The organism is Roseibium aggregatum (assembly GCF_014692675.1).
GTDB lineage: Bacteria > Pseudomonadota > Alphaproteobacteria > Rhizobiales > Stappiaceae > Roseibium > Roseibium aggregatum_C.
In genome coordinates, this window is the sequence record NZ_JABFCZ010000014.1 from 102,674 (window position 1) to 119,963 (window position 17,290).

Sequence of the window (17,290 nt, forward strand, 5' to 3'; positions counted from 1 at the left end):
CGACATGGACATGTCGGTCCAGCCGCCTCTTCGAGGCGCGGAACCAGTAAACAGTCGGGTGAGAGCAGGCCATGGACGACCTCCTCAGGGAATTTATTACTGAGACCAATGAAAGTCTCGATGTTGTCGACGTTGAACTTGTAAAGTTCGAGCAGGAACCGAACAACGCGACAATCCTCGATAACATTTTCCGCCTCGTGCACACGATCAAGGGCACGTGCGGCTTCCTGGGGCTCCCTCGACTTGAAGGCATCGCACACGCTGCCGAGACGCTGATGGGCAAGTTCCGTGACGGAGCGCCCGTCACGCCGGAGGCCGTGTCGATCATCCTGACGTCGATCGACCGGATCAAGGAGATCCTGGCCGACCTTGAAGCGGCGGAAGGCGAGGAACCGGAAGGCGACGACAGCGACCTGATTTCCGAAATGGAACGCATGTCCACCAGCGCCGACACGGCGAAAGCCGGCGGAGCGGAGGAAGACGAGGCGGAAGCCGAAGCTGCCGCCCCGGAAGAGGAAGCCGCAGGCGATACGTTGCCCGAGCAGACCCTGGAACGCCCCCTGCGTCCCGGCGAGGTTTCTCTCGACGAACTTGAGCGCGCCTTCCAGGAAACGGAAGTCGAGGGAGACGTCGCGGAGCCGATCGTTGAGGATGCCGTGGAAGAGGCTGCCCCGGTCAAGGAAAAGGCTGCCGCAAAGACTGCGGACAAGTCGAAGGCCGACGGCGACAAGAAGTCCGGCGGCGGGTCATCCGTTTCCAACCAGTCCATTCGCGTGGCGGTCGATACCCTTGAGCATCTGATGACCATGGTGTCGGAACTGGTGCTGACCCGGAACCAGCTTCTGGAAATCGTCCGCCGTCACGAAGACAGCGAATTCAAGGTTCCGCTGCAGCGGCTGTCGAATGTGACGGCCGAACTGCAGGAGGGCGTCATGGCGACGCGCATGCAGCCGATCGGCAATGCATGGCAGAAACTGCCGCGTATCGTTCGCGACCTTTCCCAGGAACTGGATAAGCCGATCGAACTCGAAATGATCGGCGCCGATACCGAACTCGACCGCCAGGTCCTTGAAATGATCAAGGATCCGCTGACCCACATGGTCCGCAATTCCGCCGACCACGGTCTGGAAATGCCGGCCGACCGCAGGGCCGCGGGCAAGCCGGACAAGGGAACCATTACCCTTGCCGCTTACCATGAAGGCGGTCACATCATCATCGAGGTCCGCGACGACGGTAAGGGTCTCGACGTCGGCAAGATCAAGTCGAAGGTCCTTGAACGCGGCCTGGCGACCGAAGCCGAATTCGACAAGATGACGGACGCCCAGGTCCACAAGTTCATCTTTGCGGCCGGGTTCTCCACCGCCGCCGCAGTGACCAGCGTTTCCGGCCGCGGTGTCGGCATGGACGTTGTGCGCAACAACATCGAACTGATTGGCGGTACCGTCGACCTGCGCTCGACGCCGGGCAAGGGCACGACCTTCACCATCAAGATCCCGCTGACGCTGGCCATCGTTTCGACCCTGATCGTCGAAGCCAGCGGCGACCGGTTCGCGATCCCGCAGCTTTCCGTGGTGGAGTTGGTCCGGGTCCAGACGAATTCCGAACACCGGATCGAACGGATCAAGGATACCCCGGTTCTGCGCCTGCGGAACAAGCTGCTGCCGCTGGTTCATCTGTCCCAGCTGCTGGGCATCTACGAAGGCGAAAACGTCGAAAACGCCATCGATGCGGACAACGGCTTCATCGTGGTCATGCAGGTGGGCAGCCAGACCTTCGGTGTCGTGGTGGACGGTGTCTTCCATACCGAGGAAATCGTGGTCAAGCCCATGTCCACGATGCTGCGCAACCTGACCATGTTCTCCGGCAACACCATTCTCGGTGACGGTTCGGTGATCATGATCATCGATCCGAACGGAGTGGCGAGCGCCATGGCAAGCCATGCATCCAGCGCCGTGGCGGAGCAGTCCGAAGAGGAAGCGGAAGATCTCACGAAAAAGGCGCACACCAATCAGTCGTCGATTTCGCTGCTTCTGTTCCGTGCCGGCGCACCGGAGCCCAAGGCGGTTCCGCTCTCGCTGGTTACCCGCCTGGAAGAGTTCGAGGTCTCCAAGATCGAGCGCTCCAACGGCCGGGATCTGGTTCAGTACCGCGGTGCGCTCATGCCGCTCGTCTATGTCAACGACGGCGATCACCACAAGACCGAAGGCACACAGCCGATGCTGGTGTTCTCCGACAGCGGCCGTTCCATGGGCCTCGTCGTTGACGAGATCGTCGACATCGTCGAGGACCGCATGAACATCGAGGTCGGCTCCGAGCGCCCGGGTATCCTCGGATCCGCGGTGATCAAGGAGCGCGCGACGGAAATCATCGACCTCGGCTACTACCTGCCGCAGGCCTTTGAAGACTGGTTCATGCGCAAGGAAATGGACATCGAGGCCCTGACCAAGAAGGTCCTGTTCGTCGACGACTCCGCCTTCTTCCGCAACATGCTGACGCCTGTGCTGAAGGCCGCCGGCTACGATGTCACGACCTGCGACAGCGCAAGCCATGCCTTCGAGCTGCTTGAAAACGGCGCGAAGTTCAATGCGGTCGTCAGCGATATCGAGATGCCGGAAATCAACGGCTTCGAGTTCTGCGAAGCGCTCCGGCGCGATCCGCGGTTCCGGAACATTCCGGTCCTGGCCCTGTCCGCCATGGTCACGCCGGCCTCCATCGAGCGCGGCCGTCAGGCGGGCTTCGACGACTATGTCGCGAAATTCGACCGTCCGGGCCTGATCGCGGCCCTTAAAGATGTGTTTTCCGGTGAAATGGGAGTAGCAGCATGACTGTGCTGGAAAAAAAAGTCACCACTGGCAGTGACATGATCCAGTATGTCACCGTGGTTATCGGCGGACAGCTGTTCGGCCTGCCGATTTCCCAGGTGCATGACGTGTTCGTGCCCGAGAGCGTCACGCGCGTGCCGCTTTCGGCGCCCGAAGTGGCCGGCGTTCTCAATCTGCGCGGCCGGATCGTGACGGCCATCGACATGCGCCGCCGGCTGCATCTGCCGCCCCTGGAAGAGGGCCAGATGATGGCCGTCGGTATCGAATACAAGCACGAAAGCTACGGCCTGATGATCGACTCGGTCGGCGAAGTCCTGACCCTGCCGGTTGCCTCGGCCGAGGCAAATCCATCCAATCTGGACAAGCGCTGGGCTGAAATCTCCGGTGGCGTGCATCGGCTTGAAGGCAAGCTCATGGTCATTCTGGATGTCGATCGGCTGCTCGGAGCGATGTTTACCGAACAGCCGATGGTTGCTGCATAACGCTGTGATCAGCTGGCTGGTCGAAACTGGAGTTACACCCGATGAAACAGTGCCTTGTCGTTGACGATTCGAGCGTCATCCGGAAGGTCGCCCGCAGAATTCTGGAAGATCTGAATTTTCAGATCACGGAAGCGGAAGATGGCCAGCAGGCGCTGGATGAATGCCGCAAAAGCATGCCGGACGCGATCCTGCTGGACTGGAACATGCCGGTCATGGACGGCCTGGAGTTCCTGACGAGCCTGCGTGGCGAGGAGGGCGGCGAGAAACCGATCGTCGTCTTCTGCACCACAGAAAACGATGTTGCGCATATCGCCCGGGCAATTCGGGCAGGCGCCAACGAGTACATCATGAAACCTTTTGACCGCGAGATCGTGGAAGCGAAGTTTCAGGAAGTTGGCCTCATCTAACAGTATCGTGCGTTCGGGTTTAGTAGATGGCATTTGCGCAGAAGACCTCCGTTACGGGGGCAAGTCAGGATAGCGATCCCATCCGGGTGATGGTGGTCGATGATGCGGTGGTCATCCGGGGGCTCTTGACCCGCTGGCTGGATGATGCTCCCGGCCTGACCGTGGTCAGTTCCCAGCGGAATGGCAAGCTGGCAGTGGACGACATCCTGAAAAGCAATCCGGATGTGGTTGTTCTCGATATCGAAATGCCGGAAATGGACGGCATGACCGCCCTGCCGCTGATGCTGGCGAAGAAGCGCGATCTCGTCGTCATCATGGCGTCGACGCTGACCCGCCGGAACGCAGAAATCAGCTTGAAGGCCTTGTCCCTGGGCGCTGCCGACTACGTGCCCAAACCGGAGTCGACGTCGGAAGTGACGACGTCGGTCGATTTCCGTCGTGAACTCATCGACAAGGTCAAGGCGCTCGGACTTCGGGCAAGGCGCCTGCGCGGTCCTGCGCACAGGATGCGGGCCGAAACGACGGCCGGGCGCACTGCAGCACCGGTCCCGGCCAGCCGGCTTCCCGATACCCGTGAAGCTTTTCGCGGCGCGGCCAAACCGGCTGCGCCGGCTGCGGCTTCGTTCAAGCTGCGCCCCTATTCCGCGGTGAAGCCCCGCATTCTGGCGATCGGCTCCTCCACCGGCGGACCCCAGGCCCTGCAAGTGGTCATGAAATCGATCGGAACGGCGATCCAGGATGTGCCGGTCGTGATTACCCAGCACATGCCGCCGACCTTTACCGCGATCCTCGCCGAACATGTCGGCAAGGCGGCCCTGCGTCCGGCAGCCGAGGGCAAGGATGGCGATGTCCTCAAGCCCGGACAAATTTACGTCGCTCCGGGTGGAAAGCACATGGTGCTGGAAAAGGACGCCGGAGCGGTCAAGATCCGTCTGAACGACAACCCGCCCGTCAATTTCTGCAAGCCGGCCGTCGATCCCCTGTTCGACAGCGTCGCAAAGATTTACGGCTCCGCGACCCTGGCGCTTATCCTGACCGGCATGGGCCATGACGGTGCGGACGGGGTGCGGACGATTGCCGCCGGCGGCGGCAGCATCATCACCCAGGATGAAGCGTCCAGCGTTGTCTGGGGCATGCCCGGCGCCGCGGCTCACACCGGAATGTGCAGCGACGTCCTGCCGCTTTCGGAGATCGGACCGAAAGTCAGTCGAGTTCTCAAAGGGAATACCAGATGACACCGGGTGAGTTCGAGTTCCTGAAAAAATTCCTGAAAGAACGCTCCGGTCTGGTTTTGTCGAATGACAAGCAATACCTGGTCGAAAGCCGTCTTCTGCCGATTGCCCGCAGTTCCAAACTGGAAACGCTGAGCGCCGTGATCGGTGTGTTGCAGAAGGGCACGAACAAGGCGCTTGAGACGGACGTCGTGGAAGCGATGACGACCAATGAGTCCTTCTTCTTCCGGGACAAGACGCCGTTCGAGCACTTCAACGACACGATGCTGCCGGGCCTTCTGGAACGGCGTGCCAAGACGCGTCTGATCAAGATCTGGTGCGCGGCCGCCTCGACTGGTCAGGAGCCTTATTCCCTGGCGATCTGTCTGAAGGAAGCACAGGCCAGGATCGCCGGCTGGCGGACGCGGATCCTTGGAACCGACCTGTCCAACGAGGTGCTGGACAAGGCCAAGGCCGGTCTTTACAGCCAGTTCGAAGTGCAGCGCGGCCTGCCGATCCAGATGCTGTTGAAATATTTCGACCAGAAGGGCGACTTGTGGCAGATCAATGCCGGCCTGCGCGCCATGGTCGAATGGAAGAAGCTCAACCTTCTGGACAGCTTCTCGCATCTGGGCGAGTTCGACATCGTCTTCTGCCGGAACGTTCTGATCTATTTCGACCAGCAGACGAAGACGGAAATCCTCGCCCGAGTGGCCAAAAGCCTTCCCGAAGACGGCTATCTCGTTCTCGGTGCCGCGGAAACGGTCGTCGGGCTGACGGATGCCTTCAAGCCGGTTCCCGGAAAACGCGGATTGTTTCAGCGAAATGTTGCCGCCAAGACGACGGCCGGTCCTGCGCCCAGGACCTTTGCCACGGCCGGCCTTCAGCGCTGATTGCCATCAAATCGAGATAGACAAATACCAATGGCGGCCCCAGGGCCGCCATTTTTGTTGCCGTATCCGGGAGCGGTGCGGTCCGAACACGAAAAACCCCGCCAAAGGGCGGGGTCTTGAATTTCCTGGACGTGCAGGTGCCGATCAGGCGGCCTGTTCGACTTCCGGTTCGCGCAGAACGTAGCCGCGGCCCCAGACGGTTTCGATGTAGTTCTTGCCGGAGGTGGCGGCTGCCAGCTTCTTGCGCAGCTTGCAGATGAACACGTCGATGATCTTCAGTTCCGGCTCGTCCATCCCGCCATAGAGATGGTTGAGGAACATTTCCTTGGTCAGCGTCGTTCCCTTGCGCAGGGAAAGCAGCTCCAGCATCTGGTATTCCTTGCCGGTCAGATGCACGCGCTGGCCACCGACCTCGACGGTCTTGGTGTCCAGGTTGACCTTGAGATCGCCCGTCACGATGACCGACTGGGCGTGACCCTTGGAGCGGCGCACGATGGCGTGGATCCGGGCGACCAGTTCGTCCTTGTGGAACGGCTTGGTCATGTAGTCGTCGGCCCCGAAGCCGAGACCGCGAACCTTGTCCTCGATGCCTGCGTTGCCAGAAAGGATCAGGATCGGCGTCTTGACCTTCGAAACACGCAGTGTGCGCAGGACCTCGTATCCGGACATGTCCGGAAGATTCAGGTCCAGCATAATAATGTCGTAATCGTACAGTTTGCCGAGGTCTATTCCTTCCTCGCCAAGATCTGTCGTGTAGACGTTGAAGTTCTCGGACTTGAGCATCAGCTCGATGCTCTGCGCAGTCGCGCTGTCATCCTCAATCAACAATACACGCATGCCAATCCCCTTTTGTTGCCTTTCCTGGGCAAGTCGCAACGGCTCTGTCGGTGCCTGCTACGAAGGACTGTGTTAACCCCGACTCAAAGCTAGAGATCAATGGTTAACAAATTCTGATTCATAGCGGCAAGCTCTATAAAAACGAATCTGTGAAAAACACCCAAGATCTTGAATCCCCATAAAAAATCAGGATTCCCGATACTTAAAGTTTCACTTTAGGAAATCGGTGTACTCGACTCCATTCAGACTCATTTCCACAAAGCCCTTGAACTTCGAAATGGCGCTCGCCTCTCGGCGTTCCAAACGTTAACATTAAGCAGAGACGTAAACGATCCGTTACCAAACTCGTTAACTCCTGAAAGGAATTTGAATTGAAGTCGCTTTTTGCCGACATCGATTCGCTGATGCCGACCGAAATTTACGGGCGTGTGGTCGCCGTCCAGGGGCTGCTTGTGGAAATCGCGGGGCCGATTCACGAGATGAGCGTGGGCTCCAGGCTTCTGATCGACAGCGGCGAGGATAACCCCAAGGTTCCGGCCGAAGTCGTCGGTTTCCGGGAGGGGCATGCCCTGTGCATGCCGTTCTCCGGTCTGGAAGGCGTGCGCATGGGCTGCAAGGCGGTCATCAGTTCCAGGGACAGCGTGGCTCATCCGTCGAATGCCTGGCTCGGCCGGGTGGTGAACGCCATGGGCGAACCGATCGACGGCAAGGGCGAACTGGCCGGAGGCGAAACGCCTCGCAAATTGCGAAGTTCGCCGCCGCCAGCGTCCGAGCGGGCGAGGGTCGGGCCGCCTCTCGACCTCGGGGTCCGGGCGCTCAATACGTTCGTGACCTGCTGCGAAGGCCAGCGCATGGGTATTTTCGCCGGCTCCGGGGTCGGCAAATCGGTGCTCATGTCCATGCTGGCCCGCAATACGAAATGCGATGTTGCCGTCATCGGCCTGATCGGCGAGCGCGGACGCGAAGTGCAGGAATTCATCGAGGATGACCTGGGCGAGGAAGGCCTCGCCCGCTCGGTGGTCATCGTCGCGACATCGGATGAAAGCGTGCTGATGCGCCGCCAGGCGGCCTATCTGACCATGACGGTTGCCGAACATTTCCGCGACGAAGGCGAAAACGTGCTGTGCATGATGGATTCCGTCACCCGTTTCGCCATGGCCCAGCGGGAGATCGGCCTGTCGATCGGCGAGCCGCCGACCTCCAAGGGCTATACGCCGACGGTCTTCACCGAATTGCCGCGCCTTCTGGAGCGGGCAGGGCCGGGACGGACCGGTTCCGGTTCGATCACCGGCCTTTTTACGGTTCTGGTGGAGGGCGACAACCACAATGAGCCGGTGGCGGATGCGGTGCGCGGAATTCTGGACGGACACGTCGTCATGGAGCGTGCGATTGCCGAACGCGGGCGCTATCCGGCGATCAATGTGTTAAAGTCGGTCTCGCGAACCATGCCGCGCTGCGTGCCGGACGAGCATCTGCCGGTTCTGCGCAAGGCGAAACAGCTTCTGTCCACCTATACGGACATGGAAGAACTCATTCGCCTGGGCGCGTATCGCAAGGGATCGGACCCGGGTGTCGACGAGGCGATCCTGCGATTTGAACCGATGGAGACCTTTCTGAATCAGGGCAAGGACGAATCAACGTCTTTAGATGAAGGTTATTTTCAACTTGCCAACCTTTTGGAAATGACTCCGGATTAGGATGCTCCTGTTAGGGGAGTATTGAGTAATGAAAACCCGAGACAGTCTCATTCGCCTGAAGCGGTTTCAGGTTGATGACAAACGGCGGCAACTGACCCAGATCGAGTCGATGATCGCCGAATTCAACAGAATGGCAGACGAGCTGGACGAACAGATCCGCGCGGAACAGGAACGCGTGGGTATCACCGATGTGACCCATTTCGCCTACCCGACGTTTGCGAAGGCTGCCGCCACCCGGCGCGACAACTTGCGAAATTCGGCCCATGAACTGGACGAACAGCTGGAACGTGCGCGCGAAGAGCTGGCGGAAGCGATCGAAGAGCTGAAGAAATTCGAACAGCTTGAAGAACGCGACCAGCAACGCGAACGGTCCGCCCAGGAAATGGCGGAACAGGAAGAACTCGACGAAATCGCAGGCCGGGTCCGCGCACGTTGATCCGGTCTCCGAAACGGGATACTGACGCTTGATCGGGTGCCGTCTCAAACGGTACCTGGCGGGCGCAGAACAGGCAGGTGCAGCCTGTTGACGTCCTCTGGTACGTAAAAACGCACTATATTTTCCATATATCACAAAATTCTGATGTTTTTTCCCGGGCCGCCTATGGCCTTATACGTATGACCTATTCTACGATGATCGGGTCAATACTTGCGCACGCCAACGTGCTTCGGGAGGAAACGAATATGAAGTTTTTGACAGGTCTCTTTCTGATTCTGTCGGCAATGCTCTTGCCGAATGCGGCATTTGCGGAAGCTGCCGCCCACAAGGTCGCGATCCATGTGGACCAAAACGATCCGCAGGTCATGAACATGGCGCTGAACAACGCCAAGAATGTTGCATCCTACTACGCCGAGAAGGGCGAAACCGTGGAAATCGAGCTCGTTGCCTATGGTCCCGGCCTGATGATGCTTCGTGAAGACAAAAGCCCGGTCAAGGACCGGATCTCGTCCATGGCGCTTGAAATGCCGAACATCACCTTCTCGGCCTGCAACAACACCATCAAGGGCATGACCAAGAAGGAAGGGCATGAGATCAAGATCCTCAGCGAGGCAGGTGTCGTGCCGTCCGGGGTGGTGCGCCTGATGGAACTGCAGGAACAGGGGTTCACCTACGTCCGTCCGTAAAGGGCCGGGTCGGCGGATGCCTGACCGGCTCCTGATTTGAAATATACTTCTTTTGGGACGGGGCGGCCGCCGGAGCGGTCGCCCCGTCTGTCTTTTGCGGGTTGTTCTTGTATGAATGCCGTTCAGGAGCATATGTATCCTCTCAAGCGCTCATCAGAATAAGGGTCCCATGCGCCTGATCATCGCCTTCCTGCTGCCGGTTTCCACCTTCTCCTTTGCGTTGGGGCTCACGCTTCCCCTGATGCGGTTCGAGCGGCTCTATTTCCTGGAAGACAAGCCGTCCCTGATCGAGATCGTGCAGACCTTGTGGCGGGACGGGGATCCGTTCCTCGCTTCCCTGATCGGCGCGTTTTCGATCGGTTTTCCGGCCATTAAGATCCTGCTGACTCATACCGCGGCGCTGAGGGGCGGCAAGGGACGGTCGCTGGCGCTGCTGTCGGCGGTCAGCAAGTGGTCGATGCTCGATGTGATGCTGGTTGCGCTGGTGATGTTTGCCGCGAAGACGAGCAGTCTGGCGGATGCCGCGGTGCTGCCGGGGCTCTGGTTTTATGCCGCCGCAACACTCTCGACCGCCCTGGCGGCCTTCCTCTGCAATCGCTGATACGCTCTAGATAATCGCAAGCCGCCTGGATTTCTTTGCAGCGGATTTGTCGCGCCCGGCCGGGGCCTTGCCGCGCCGCTTGGCGGCAAATCCGGCGCGCGGTTCGTCCGGGTAGCCCCTGAGGCCGAGCAAGGCTTCGGAATAGACCGTGATCCAGTCATCGGCCTGGGAATCGGGAATGCGCAGGTGCCTGCAGCGGGTATGGGCGAGCAGCGCGAACGTGTCCGGGCGCAGCTTCAGGCGAAGGGCGGTTTCGATAACCGTGTCGGAAATGCCCTTGTAAACGGCATTGCGCAGGTCCGCCGGCGATTGCTTGGTCAGAATGGCCAGCAATTCGGTGACGTGGGACAGCCGGTTATCCTGCAGGAGCAGGATCACGAGATCATTGAGGTCGATGTGCGCTTTTTCGGCCATCTGCCAGAGTTTGCGCATGTCGGACGTATCGAGTGCCGGACCGAAATCCCTGCGGATCTGCTTGAAACGGGCAATCTGGGTCAGCGTGTCGTCGGACAGGGCGCCGTTGATGATGTCGCGCAGCCTGTTCTGGGTTGCTTCATTCACGTAGGGAAGCATCTGCTCGCGCAGGCGGTGGGTCAGATCCTTGCGCAGGACAAGGTCTTCGCGCAGAACGACATCGTCGATCGATTTCCGGACCAGGGTCTGCAGGGCCAGGCGCGACAGGCGGATATCCCGGTTGCTCGCGAGGATCCGCCGGATCGGTTTCGTGCTTCGCTTGATCAGCGCGTCGGAGACCTCGTAGCCGATGTCGCACCGTCTTGCGATGAATTCCAGATGTTTTTCGCTGACCCGGCGGGCGAGCTCAAGCAGGTGCTCCTGGGTGAAGCAGCCGCCGTGAAGCAGCATCGGACGGGCAACTTCGAGCTCGTCTTCCGCCAGTTTCATGGCCAGTTTCACCGGGGCGCGGGCGTGGGACGCCAGGCGCTTCGACAAGCGGGCGCGCCCCTGTACCGGCACGGTGGCATAGAGCAAAAGGGCGATCTCCGCGAACAGCCGCAGTTCATCGTCTGTGCGAGCATCAATATTCTTGAAAATAGCATCCGCTATGCCGAGTACGAGTTCGGCATGCGCTTCAGGCGTATTCTGTTTCGCCAGTTTTAAAAGCGACTCGGACATATTTCCCCCAAAATCGGGGACAGGATGCACCAAACACTATTATGTCCGGGTTACGAAACATGTTGAATAAACAATTAAGTTTTGTCCGTTCGGCTTTGTCCGCCACACCTCAATTGGACCGGTTGGGACCGCGACGTCTTGAAAGGGCGGTCCCATCTTGCGACCCTGCGCATCCCGCCGGGCGATTTGGGGTCCTGTCACGCTTCAAATCCTGTTAAGCAGCAGATCCCGCTTCGGTGTACGGCGTAGAGCGGACCGAAATGAAAACAGTCGACCGGAAGACATGATGACCGTCTTGATGCGCTGCCTGGCAGTATCGCTTGTTTGTCTCGTTGCAACGATCGGTCAGGCGCAGGAAACCACACCTTCAAATGCGACGGCTCCCGCAACTCCTGCGACGACGACGGCTCCTGTCGCTGCGGCGCCTCCCGCGTCCGTCGGCGCAGCGGTCGATGCGATCGCCAAATTGCTGGAAGACCCGAAGGGGCGGGACGCGCTGATCGAGGCGCTTCGTCAGAAGAGCCGGACGGACCAGCCGGCGCCGGGGAACCAGGCCGCCGGCCAGGACCAGACTTCGAGCCAGGGCCAGGCAACAGGCGCGTCCGGTTCGACAAGTGATGCGGCAGCGCAGCCGGCGGCCGGCGGGACGGACACAGGAGCGCAATCGCCGCAGGATGCGGCGGCAACGGCGCCTGACAATTTCGCGGTTCAGCTCGGCCAATACACAAAAGTGATCGCCGATGACGTCAGTTCGCTTGTCCTGCGCGTGGCCCATTCCTTCCGGGGCGTAACGCTGCTTTTGAACGGCGACATTCAGGTGCGATGGGACAAGGCCCGGATTGCCGCTCTTGAAGTCGTCATGGTGCTGAGCGCGGCGGTACTGCTGTTCTGGCTCGGGCAAAAGCTCCTGACCTATCTTTTCCACCGTTGGGCGCTGAGGGCCCGATACGGCAGCTGGACCCAGCGGGCGGGTATCCTGCTGGCGACGACCGTCGCCGATGTTGTGACGGTCGTTGTCGGATGGGGCGCCGGTTACGCGGCCGCGCTCATCGACTACGGCATGCTGGACCATGGCGTGTCGCTGCTTGAGAGCCTGGCGCTGAACGCCTTTCTCATCACCGGCCTGACCAAGGTCGGCTTGAGGTTCTTCTTTGCGCCTGAACGCCGGGAACTCAGGCTTTTCCCGTTCAGTGACCGGTTGGCGTCCTACTGGTGCCGGCAACTCGGGTTCGTCGTCGCCCTGATGGGGTACGGCATCATGCTCGGCGTCCCGGTGGCGAATCTGGCGGTTTCCTTCGTGATCGGCAACGCGGTCCGGGCCCTGGTCGTGATCCTGTCGGCTCTCATCCTGTTCACGCTGATCCATCGCAACCGGCGCGAGGTGGCGCACGGTCTTTCGGCCCATGCCGATCAGATGCCGGGCGCCTTCGGCAAACGCGCCATGAAGGTCTTTGCCCGGATCTGGCACATCTGCGCGAATTTCTATGTGCTGCTGGTTTTCGGCCTGTGGCTGACCAGCCCGTTCCAGGCGGTGGCCATCGCCATCCGGGCGACGGGGCTGTCGGTGCTGACGATCATGGCCGGCACGGCTGTCACGCTGATCATGACCCGGGCGATCACCGGAGGTATCCGGCTGCCCGAGGAGCTGAAAAAGAGCCTTCCCGCCCTTCAGGGCAGGATAAATGCCTTCGTGCCGCGTCTCCTGAAGCTGTTGCGGATTTTCGTGTTCCTGGTGACGCTTGTGCTGCTCCTGGAAATCTGGGGCTTCATCGACATCGTGGGCTGGCTGCACAGCGCGCAGGGGATCACCATCATCGGCCGTTTCAGTTCGGCGTTCCTGGTCGTGGTGATCGCCTTTGTGGTCTGGCTCGGCGTCATGTCCTGGATCGATCTCAGATTGCGCGAACAGACCGGTTATGTCGTCACCGCCCGGGTGCGGACGCTGTTCCAGCTTTTCCGCAATGCCTTCACGGTTCTGGTTATCGTCATGGCGGCCCTGCTCGGCCTGTCCGAACTCGGCGTGGATATCGGACCGCTGATCGCCGGTGCCGGTGTCGTCGGCCTGGCCATATCCTTCGGGGCGCAGACCCTGGTGAAGGACATCATCACCGGCGCCTTCATCCAGATCGAAAATGCCATCAACGAGGGCGACGTGGTGACGGTCGGGGGTGTGACCGGCGTCGTGGAACGGCTGACCGTCCGCTCCGTCCGGCTGCGCGATCTCGACGGGACGACCCATATCGTGCCGTTTTCCGCGGTCGACACGGTTTCCAACTTCATGCGCGACTTCTCCTACCATGTCGCGGTCATCGGGGTTGCCTACGACACCGATGTGAGGAAGGCGAAGGCCGCCCTGGAAGAGGCGTTTCAGCGTTTGAAAAAGACGGACTACGGCAACAAGATCATCGGCGATCTGGAAATGCACGGGGTCACCAATTTCGGCGACAGCGCCATCGACATCCGTGCCAGGATCATGACGACGCCGGGGGACCAATGGAGCGTTGGCCGGGCCTACAACGAATTCGTCAAGGATGTCTTCGACGAGTGGGGCATCGAGATTCCGTTCCCGCAGGTGACCTATCATGCCGCGGGCGCCGCGACGCCGACAGCTGCCTCCAGCAAGCCGCTGGCAAGGGGCCACAATGAGGAGGACGCCGAGGGCGATGGGGCGGGCGAAGGCGCGGCCGGATATTCAACGTCCTCATCGGACGAATAAGACACTGACGGCAATCTGCCGGCAGGTCTGACGGGCAGACAGGTCTAAAGGGCAGGCGGGAGCAACACCGCGCTCGGAGCCGCCTGGCCTGCCGGATTGAAGGCGGGAGCCTGGCCCGGCCAGAAGGAATTTGCCGCGCGCTGGCAATTGGACAAAAGATTTTCCCCGACCATGCCGTCCGAACAGCGGGGAAAATTGCTCGCCGGATGGCGCGGTGCGGTGCGCCGGACACGGTCGCAGCCAAATTGATCGACCGTTACGTCACTTTTGTCAGGCGAGCAGGTTGTAATGTTTTCAATGAGTTACTCGAGTTGAAGGGGGTGGGGCTACCTTAGGGAATGTCCTTCCGTGTTTGGCAAGTTAGGTGGTTTTTAAACTACGTCAGCATGTCTTACCCAGTAAGAATTTTTCTCATTTATGGCAAAATAAGAAATGTTTTGCCGGTTGATTTCATTTGAAAATCGGGCCTTATTTTGCGCTTCGGCGGGCCGACAGTTTCGCACGATCCCAACGATGCGTGGTCCGCCTCTTCATTTAGGGGAGAACAGTTTATGAAAATGCGTAAAACCCTGAAGGCCGCTCTTTTGGGTGCAAGCCTTGCCGTGGTGGCGGCAACCGGCGCATCCGCAAAGACGCTGGTCTATTGCTCGGAGGGGTCTCCGGAAGGTTTTGACCCGGCGCTGTACACGGCCGGAACCACGTTCGATGCGTCCTCCAAGCCGATCTACAACCGGCTCGTGGAATTCAAGCGCGGCACGACGGAAGTTCAGCCGGGCCTGGCCGAAAGCTGGGACGTTTCCGACGACGGTCTTGAATACACCTTCCATCTGCGCAAGGGCGTGAAGTTCCATACCACGAGCTTCTTCACCCCGACCCGCGACTTCAACGCCGACGACGTGATCTTCTCCTTCGAGCGCCAGCTCAAGAAGGACAGCCCCTGGTACGAATACACTCCCGGTGCTGCATGGGAATATTTCAACGGCATGTCCATGCCGGACCTGATCAAGGACATCGTCAAGGAAGACGATTACACGGTGAAGTTCGTTCTGAACCGTCCGGAAGCACCGATGATCGCGAACCTGGCCATGGACTTCGCGTCGATCTTCTCCAAGGAATATGCCGACCAGCTCGAGAAGGCCGGCAAGAAGGACATGCTGAACCAGGAGCCGATCGGCACCGGTCCGTTCTCCTTCGTCGGTTACCAGAAAGATGCGGTCATCCGCTATCAGGCATTCGCCGACTACTGGGGCGGCAAGCAGCCGATCGACAACCTGATCTTCGCCATCACGACGGATGCCTCGGTACGCCTGCAGAAGCTGAAGGCCGGGGAATGCCAGGTCATGCCGTATCCGGCTCCGGCGGATATTGCCGACATCAAGGCCGACAGCAACCTGACCATGATGGAACAGCAGGGCCTGAACGTGGGCTATCTCGCCTACAACACCCAGCAGGCTCCGTTCGACAAGGTTGAAGTGCGCAAGGCGCTGAACCACGCGATCAACAAGCAGGCCATTCTCGACGCCGTCTTCCAGGGCTCGGGTGTTGCTGCCAAGAACCCGATCCCGCCGACGATGTGGTCCTATAACGACGCCATCAAGGACGACGCCTACGATCCGGAACTGGCCAAGAAGATGCTCGCCGATGCGGGCGTGACCGACCTTTCCATGAAGATCTGGGCAATGCCGGTGCAGCGTCCGTACAACCCGAACGCACGGCGCATGGCCGAAGTGATCCAGGCGGACTTCGCCAAGATCGGCGTGAAGGTCGAGATCGTGTCCTACGAGTGGGGCGAGTACCTGTCGCGGTCGAAGGACGTCAAGCGCGACGGCGCGGTTCTGCTGGGCTGGACCGGTGACAACGGTGACCCGGACAACTTCCTCGCCGTTCTTCTTGGTTGCGACGGCGTCGGCGGCTCCAACCGCGCGCAGTGGTGCAACAAGGATTTCGAGGACCTGATCCAGAAGGCCAAGGTCGTCTCCGACAAGGCGGAGCGCACCAAGCTCTACGAACAGGCCCAGGTCGTGTTCAAGGAGCAGGCGCCCTGGGCAACCATTGCCCATTCGACCGTGTTCATGCCGATGTCGACCAAGGTCAAGGGGTACATCATGGACCCCCTCGGCGGTCACTGGTTTGACGGCGTCGACCTCGCCGAATAAGGACCTTAATCAACACAGGACGCCGGCGGTTTCCGCCGGCGTCCTTCCATGTTCAGGCCGGTGATGTTTCAGGCTAGGATAATTGCCTGGATTTCCGTCGGTTGGATAAACCTGGACCAAAAAAAATGTTTCGCTTTCTTCTGGGCCGCCTCGGCCTTCTCATCCCGACCTTCTTCGGCGTGACGCTGGTCGCTTTCAGCTTCATCCGCCTGCTGCCGGGCGATCCGGTCGACCTTCTGGCCGGGGAACGGGGTGTCAGCCCTGAACGCAAGGCCGAGATCATGGCGCAGCTCGGCTTCGACAAGCCGCTCTGGCAGCAGTATTTCGACTATGTCATCAATATCTTCCACGGTGATCTCGGGATTTCGTTCGTCTCCAAGAAGCCGGTGCTGGTCGAGTTCTTCACCCTGTTTCCGGCAACCGCCGAACTGTCCCTGTGCGCGATCATCATCGCCATTGCGCTCGGTATCCCGGCCGGGATCTTCGCCGCTGTGAAGCGTGGGTCTGTCGCCGATCAGGCGATCATGGGAACGGCGCTGGTCGGCTATTCCATGCCGATCTTCTGGTGGGGGCTGCTCCTGATCATCCTGTTTTCCGGCATCCTGCAATGGACGCCGGTGTCGGGCCGGATCTCGCTGATGTTCTTCTTTCCCCAGGTGACCGGCTTCATGCTGATCGACAGCCTGCTGTCCGGCCAGAAAGGCGCCTTCGCCTCTGCCGTCAGCCACCTGATCCTGCCGTCGATCGTGCTTGCCACCATTCCGCTTGCCGTGATCGCGCGCCAGACGCGTTCCGCCATGCTGGAGGTGCTCGGCGAAGACTTCGTGCGTACCGCGCGGGCCAAGGGGCTGCCGCCGCGCCGGGTGATCGGCCTTCATGCCCTGCGCAACGCGCTGATCCCGGTCGTGACGACCATCGGCCTGCAGGTCGGCGTGCTTCTGGCCGGCGCCATCCTGACGGAAACCATCTTTTCCTGGCCGGGTATCGGCAAGTGGCTGGTCGACAGTATTTCGCGCCGGGACTATTTCGTGGTTCAGGGCGGACTGCTGCTGATCGCGGGGATCGTCATGGTGGTGAACCTGATCGTCGATGTGCTCTACGGGCTCATCAATCCGCGCATCCGCCATAACTGAGCCAAGGGAGACAGAAAATGACAAAGACCTCCCCTGTGGATACGGCCGCCGTCGAAACGCTCAAGAGCGAAAGCCGTAA

Annotated in this window: 14 protein-coding genes; 12 read left to right on the forward strand and 2 right to left on the reverse strand. The window is 60.1% G+C overall.

What is annotated here, in order from left to right:
- The first annotated feature begins 71 nt into the window (after positions 1-71).
- Genes HK439_RS13890 through HK439_RS13910 form a run of 5 tightly spaced genes read left to right on the forward strand, consistent with a single transcriptional unit; the run spans position 72 to position 5,815 of the window.
- Complete coding sequence (locus HK439_RS13890) at positions 72-2,825, forward strand: chemotaxis protein CheW (protein WP_190292111.1); 2,754 nt, start codon at positions 72-74, stop codon at positions 2,823-2,825.
- Positions 2,822-3,304, forward strand: a complete 483-nt coding sequence (locus HK439_RS13895) for a chemotaxis protein CheW (protein WP_190292112.1) — start codon at positions 2,822-2,824, stop codon at positions 3,302-3,304. The genes HK439_RS13890 and HK439_RS13895 overlap by 4 nt, the downstream gene beginning before the upstream one ends.
- Before the next feature lie 41 nt (positions 3,305-3,345).
- A complete protein-coding gene (locus HK439_RS13900) occupies positions 3,346-3,711 on the forward strand; it encodes a response regulator (RefSeq protein ID WP_190292113.1) in 366 nt (121 codons plus the stop codon).
- Between the two features lie 26 nt (positions 3,712-3,737).
- Complete coding sequence (locus HK439_RS13905; protein ID WP_190292114.1) at positions 3,738-4,946, forward strand: protein-glutamate methylesterase/protein-glutamine glutaminase; 1,209 nt, start codon at positions 3,738-3,740, stop codon at positions 4,944-4,946.
- Positions 4,943-5,815 (forward strand): CheR family methyltransferase, encoded by an 873-nt coding sequence (locus HK439_RS13910; protein WP_190292115.1) that lies wholly within the window; start codon positions 4,943-4,945, stop codon positions 5,813-5,815. The genes HK439_RS13905 and HK439_RS13910 overlap by 4 nt, the downstream gene beginning before the upstream one ends.
- A 144-nt stretch (positions 5,816-5,959) precedes the next feature.
- Here the strand turns inward: HK439_RS13910 and ctrA are convergent, their stop codons facing one another.
- Positions 5,960-6,652, reverse strand: coding sequence for a response regulator transcription factor CtrA (gene ctrA, locus HK439_RS13915; protein ID WP_153771958.1), 693 nt, complete (start codon positions 6,650-6,652; stop codon positions 5,960-5,962).
- 371 nt (positions 6,653-7,023) lie between these two features.
- Here ctrA and fliI point away from each other — a divergent pair, with 371 nt between their 5' ends.
- The 4 genes from fliI to HK439_RS13935 all read left to right on the forward strand — a co-directional run bounded on the left by fliI (position 7,024) and on the right by HK439_RS13935 (position 10,072).
- Positions 7,024-8,349 carry a flagellar protein export ATPase FliI gene (fliI, locus tag HK439_RS13920; protein ID WP_190292116.1) on the forward strand — a complete coding sequence of 442 codons (1,326 nt, stop codon included), beginning with the start codon at positions 7,024-7,026 and terminating at the stop codon, positions 8,347-8,349.
- Between the two features lie 28 nt (positions 8,350-8,377).
- Positions 8,378-8,785, forward strand: coding sequence for a flagellar export protein FliJ (fliJ, locus tag HK439_RS13925; protein ID WP_190292117.1), 408 nt, complete (start codon positions 8,378-8,380; stop codon positions 8,783-8,785).
- A gap of 245 nt (positions 8,786-9,030) precedes the next feature.
- Positions 9,031-9,471, forward strand: a complete 441-nt coding sequence (locus HK439_RS13930) for a DsrE family protein (protein WP_190292118.1) — start codon at positions 9,031-9,033, stop codon at positions 9,469-9,471.
- A gap of 169 nt (positions 9,472-9,640) precedes the next feature.
- Positions 9,641-10,072 carry a paraquat-inducible protein A gene (locus HK439_RS13935; protein WP_190292119.1) on the forward strand — a complete coding sequence of 144 codons (432 nt, stop codon included), beginning with the start codon at positions 9,641-9,643 and terminating at the stop codon, positions 10,070-10,072.
- A 6-nt stretch (positions 10,073-10,078) separates the two neighbouring features.
- Here HK439_RS13935 and HK439_RS13940 read toward each other — a convergent pair whose 3' ends face one another.
- Positions 10,079-11,206: a DUF2336 domain-containing protein gene (locus tag HK439_RS13940; protein WP_190292120.1), complete on the reverse strand. Its 1,128-nt coding sequence runs from the start codon at positions 11,204-11,206 to the stop codon at positions 10,079-10,081.
- A gap of 286 nt (positions 11,207-11,492) precedes the next feature.
- Between HK439_RS13940 and HK439_RS13945 the strand changes: the two genes are divergently transcribed.
- The 3 genes from HK439_RS13945 (at position 11,493) to HK439_RS13955 (ending at position 17,211) form a co-directional block, all read left to right on the forward strand.
- Positions 11,493-13,922, forward strand: a complete 2,430-nt coding sequence (locus HK439_RS13945; RefSeq protein ID WP_190292121.1) for a mechanosensitive ion channel domain-containing protein — start codon at positions 11,493-11,495, stop codon at positions 13,920-13,922.
- Between the two features lie 557 nt (positions 13,923-14,479).
- The gene (locus tag HK439_RS13950; RefSeq protein ID WP_190292167.1) at positions 14,480-16,078 is read left to right on the forward strand and encodes an ABC transporter substrate-binding protein; all 1,599 of its coding nucleotides are present in this window, start codon (positions 14,480-14,482) and stop codon (positions 16,076-16,078) included.
- Between the two features lie 125 nt (positions 16,079-16,203).
- On the forward strand, positions 16,204-17,211 hold the full coding sequence (locus tag HK439_RS13955; RefSeq protein WP_190292122.1) for an ABC transporter permease subunit: 1,008 nt from the start codon (positions 16,204-16,206) through the stop codon (positions 17,209-17,211).
- Positions 17,212-17,290 lie beyond the last annotated feature (79 nt).

Excerpts from the sequence above, each read along its gene's own strand:
- HK439_RS13890 (WP_190292111.1), top strand. The coding sequence starts at position 72 with ATGGACGACCTCCTCAGGGAATTTATTACTGAGACCAATGAAAGTCTC.
- HK439_RS13895 (WP_190292112.1), top strand. The coding sequence starts at position 2,822 with ATGACTGTGCTGGAAAAAAAAGTCACCACTGGCAGTGACATGATCCAG.
- HK439_RS13900 (WP_190292113.1), top strand. The coding sequence starts at position 3,346 with ATGAAACAGTGCCTTGTCGTTGACGATTCGAGCGTCATCCGGAAGGTC.
- HK439_RS13905 (WP_190292114.1), top strand. The coding sequence starts at position 3,738 with ATGGCATTTGCGCAGAAGACCTCCGTTACGGGGGCAAGTCAGGATAGC.
- HK439_RS13910 (WP_190292115.1), top strand. The coding sequence starts at position 4,943 with ATGACACCGGGTGAGTTCGAGTTCCTGAAAAAATTCCTGAAAGAACGC.
- ctrA (WP_153771958.1), bottom strand. The coding sequence starts at position 6,652 with ATGCGTGTATTGTTGATTGAGGATGACAGCGCGACTGCGCAGAGCATC.
- fliJ (WP_190292117.1), top strand. The coding sequence starts at position 8,378 with ATGAAAACCCGAGACAGTCTCATTCGCCTGAAGCGGTTTCAGGTTGAT.
- HK439_RS13930 (WP_190292118.1), top strand. The coding sequence starts at position 9,031 with ATGAAGTTTTTGACAGGTCTCTTTCTGATTCTGTCGGCAATGCTCTTG.
- HK439_RS13935 (WP_190292119.1), top strand. The coding sequence starts at position 9,641 with ATGCGCCTGATCATCGCCTTCCTGCTGCCGGTTTCCACCTTCTCCTTT.
- HK439_RS13940 (WP_190292120.1), bottom strand. The coding sequence starts at position 11,206 with ATGTCCGAGTCGCTTTTAAAACTGGCGAAACAGAATACGCCTGAAGCG.
- HK439_RS13945 (WP_190292121.1), top strand. The coding sequence starts at position 11,493 with ATGACCGTCTTGATGCGCTGCCTGGCAGTATCGCTTGTTTGTCTCGTT.
- HK439_RS13950 (WP_190292167.1), top strand. The coding sequence starts at position 14,480 with ATGCGTAAAACCCTGAAGGCCGCTCTTTTGGGTGCAAGCCTTGCCGTG.
- HK439_RS13955 (WP_190292122.1), top strand. The coding sequence starts at position 16,204 with ATGTTTCGCTTTCTTCTGGGCCGCCTCGGCCTTCTCATCCCGACCTTC.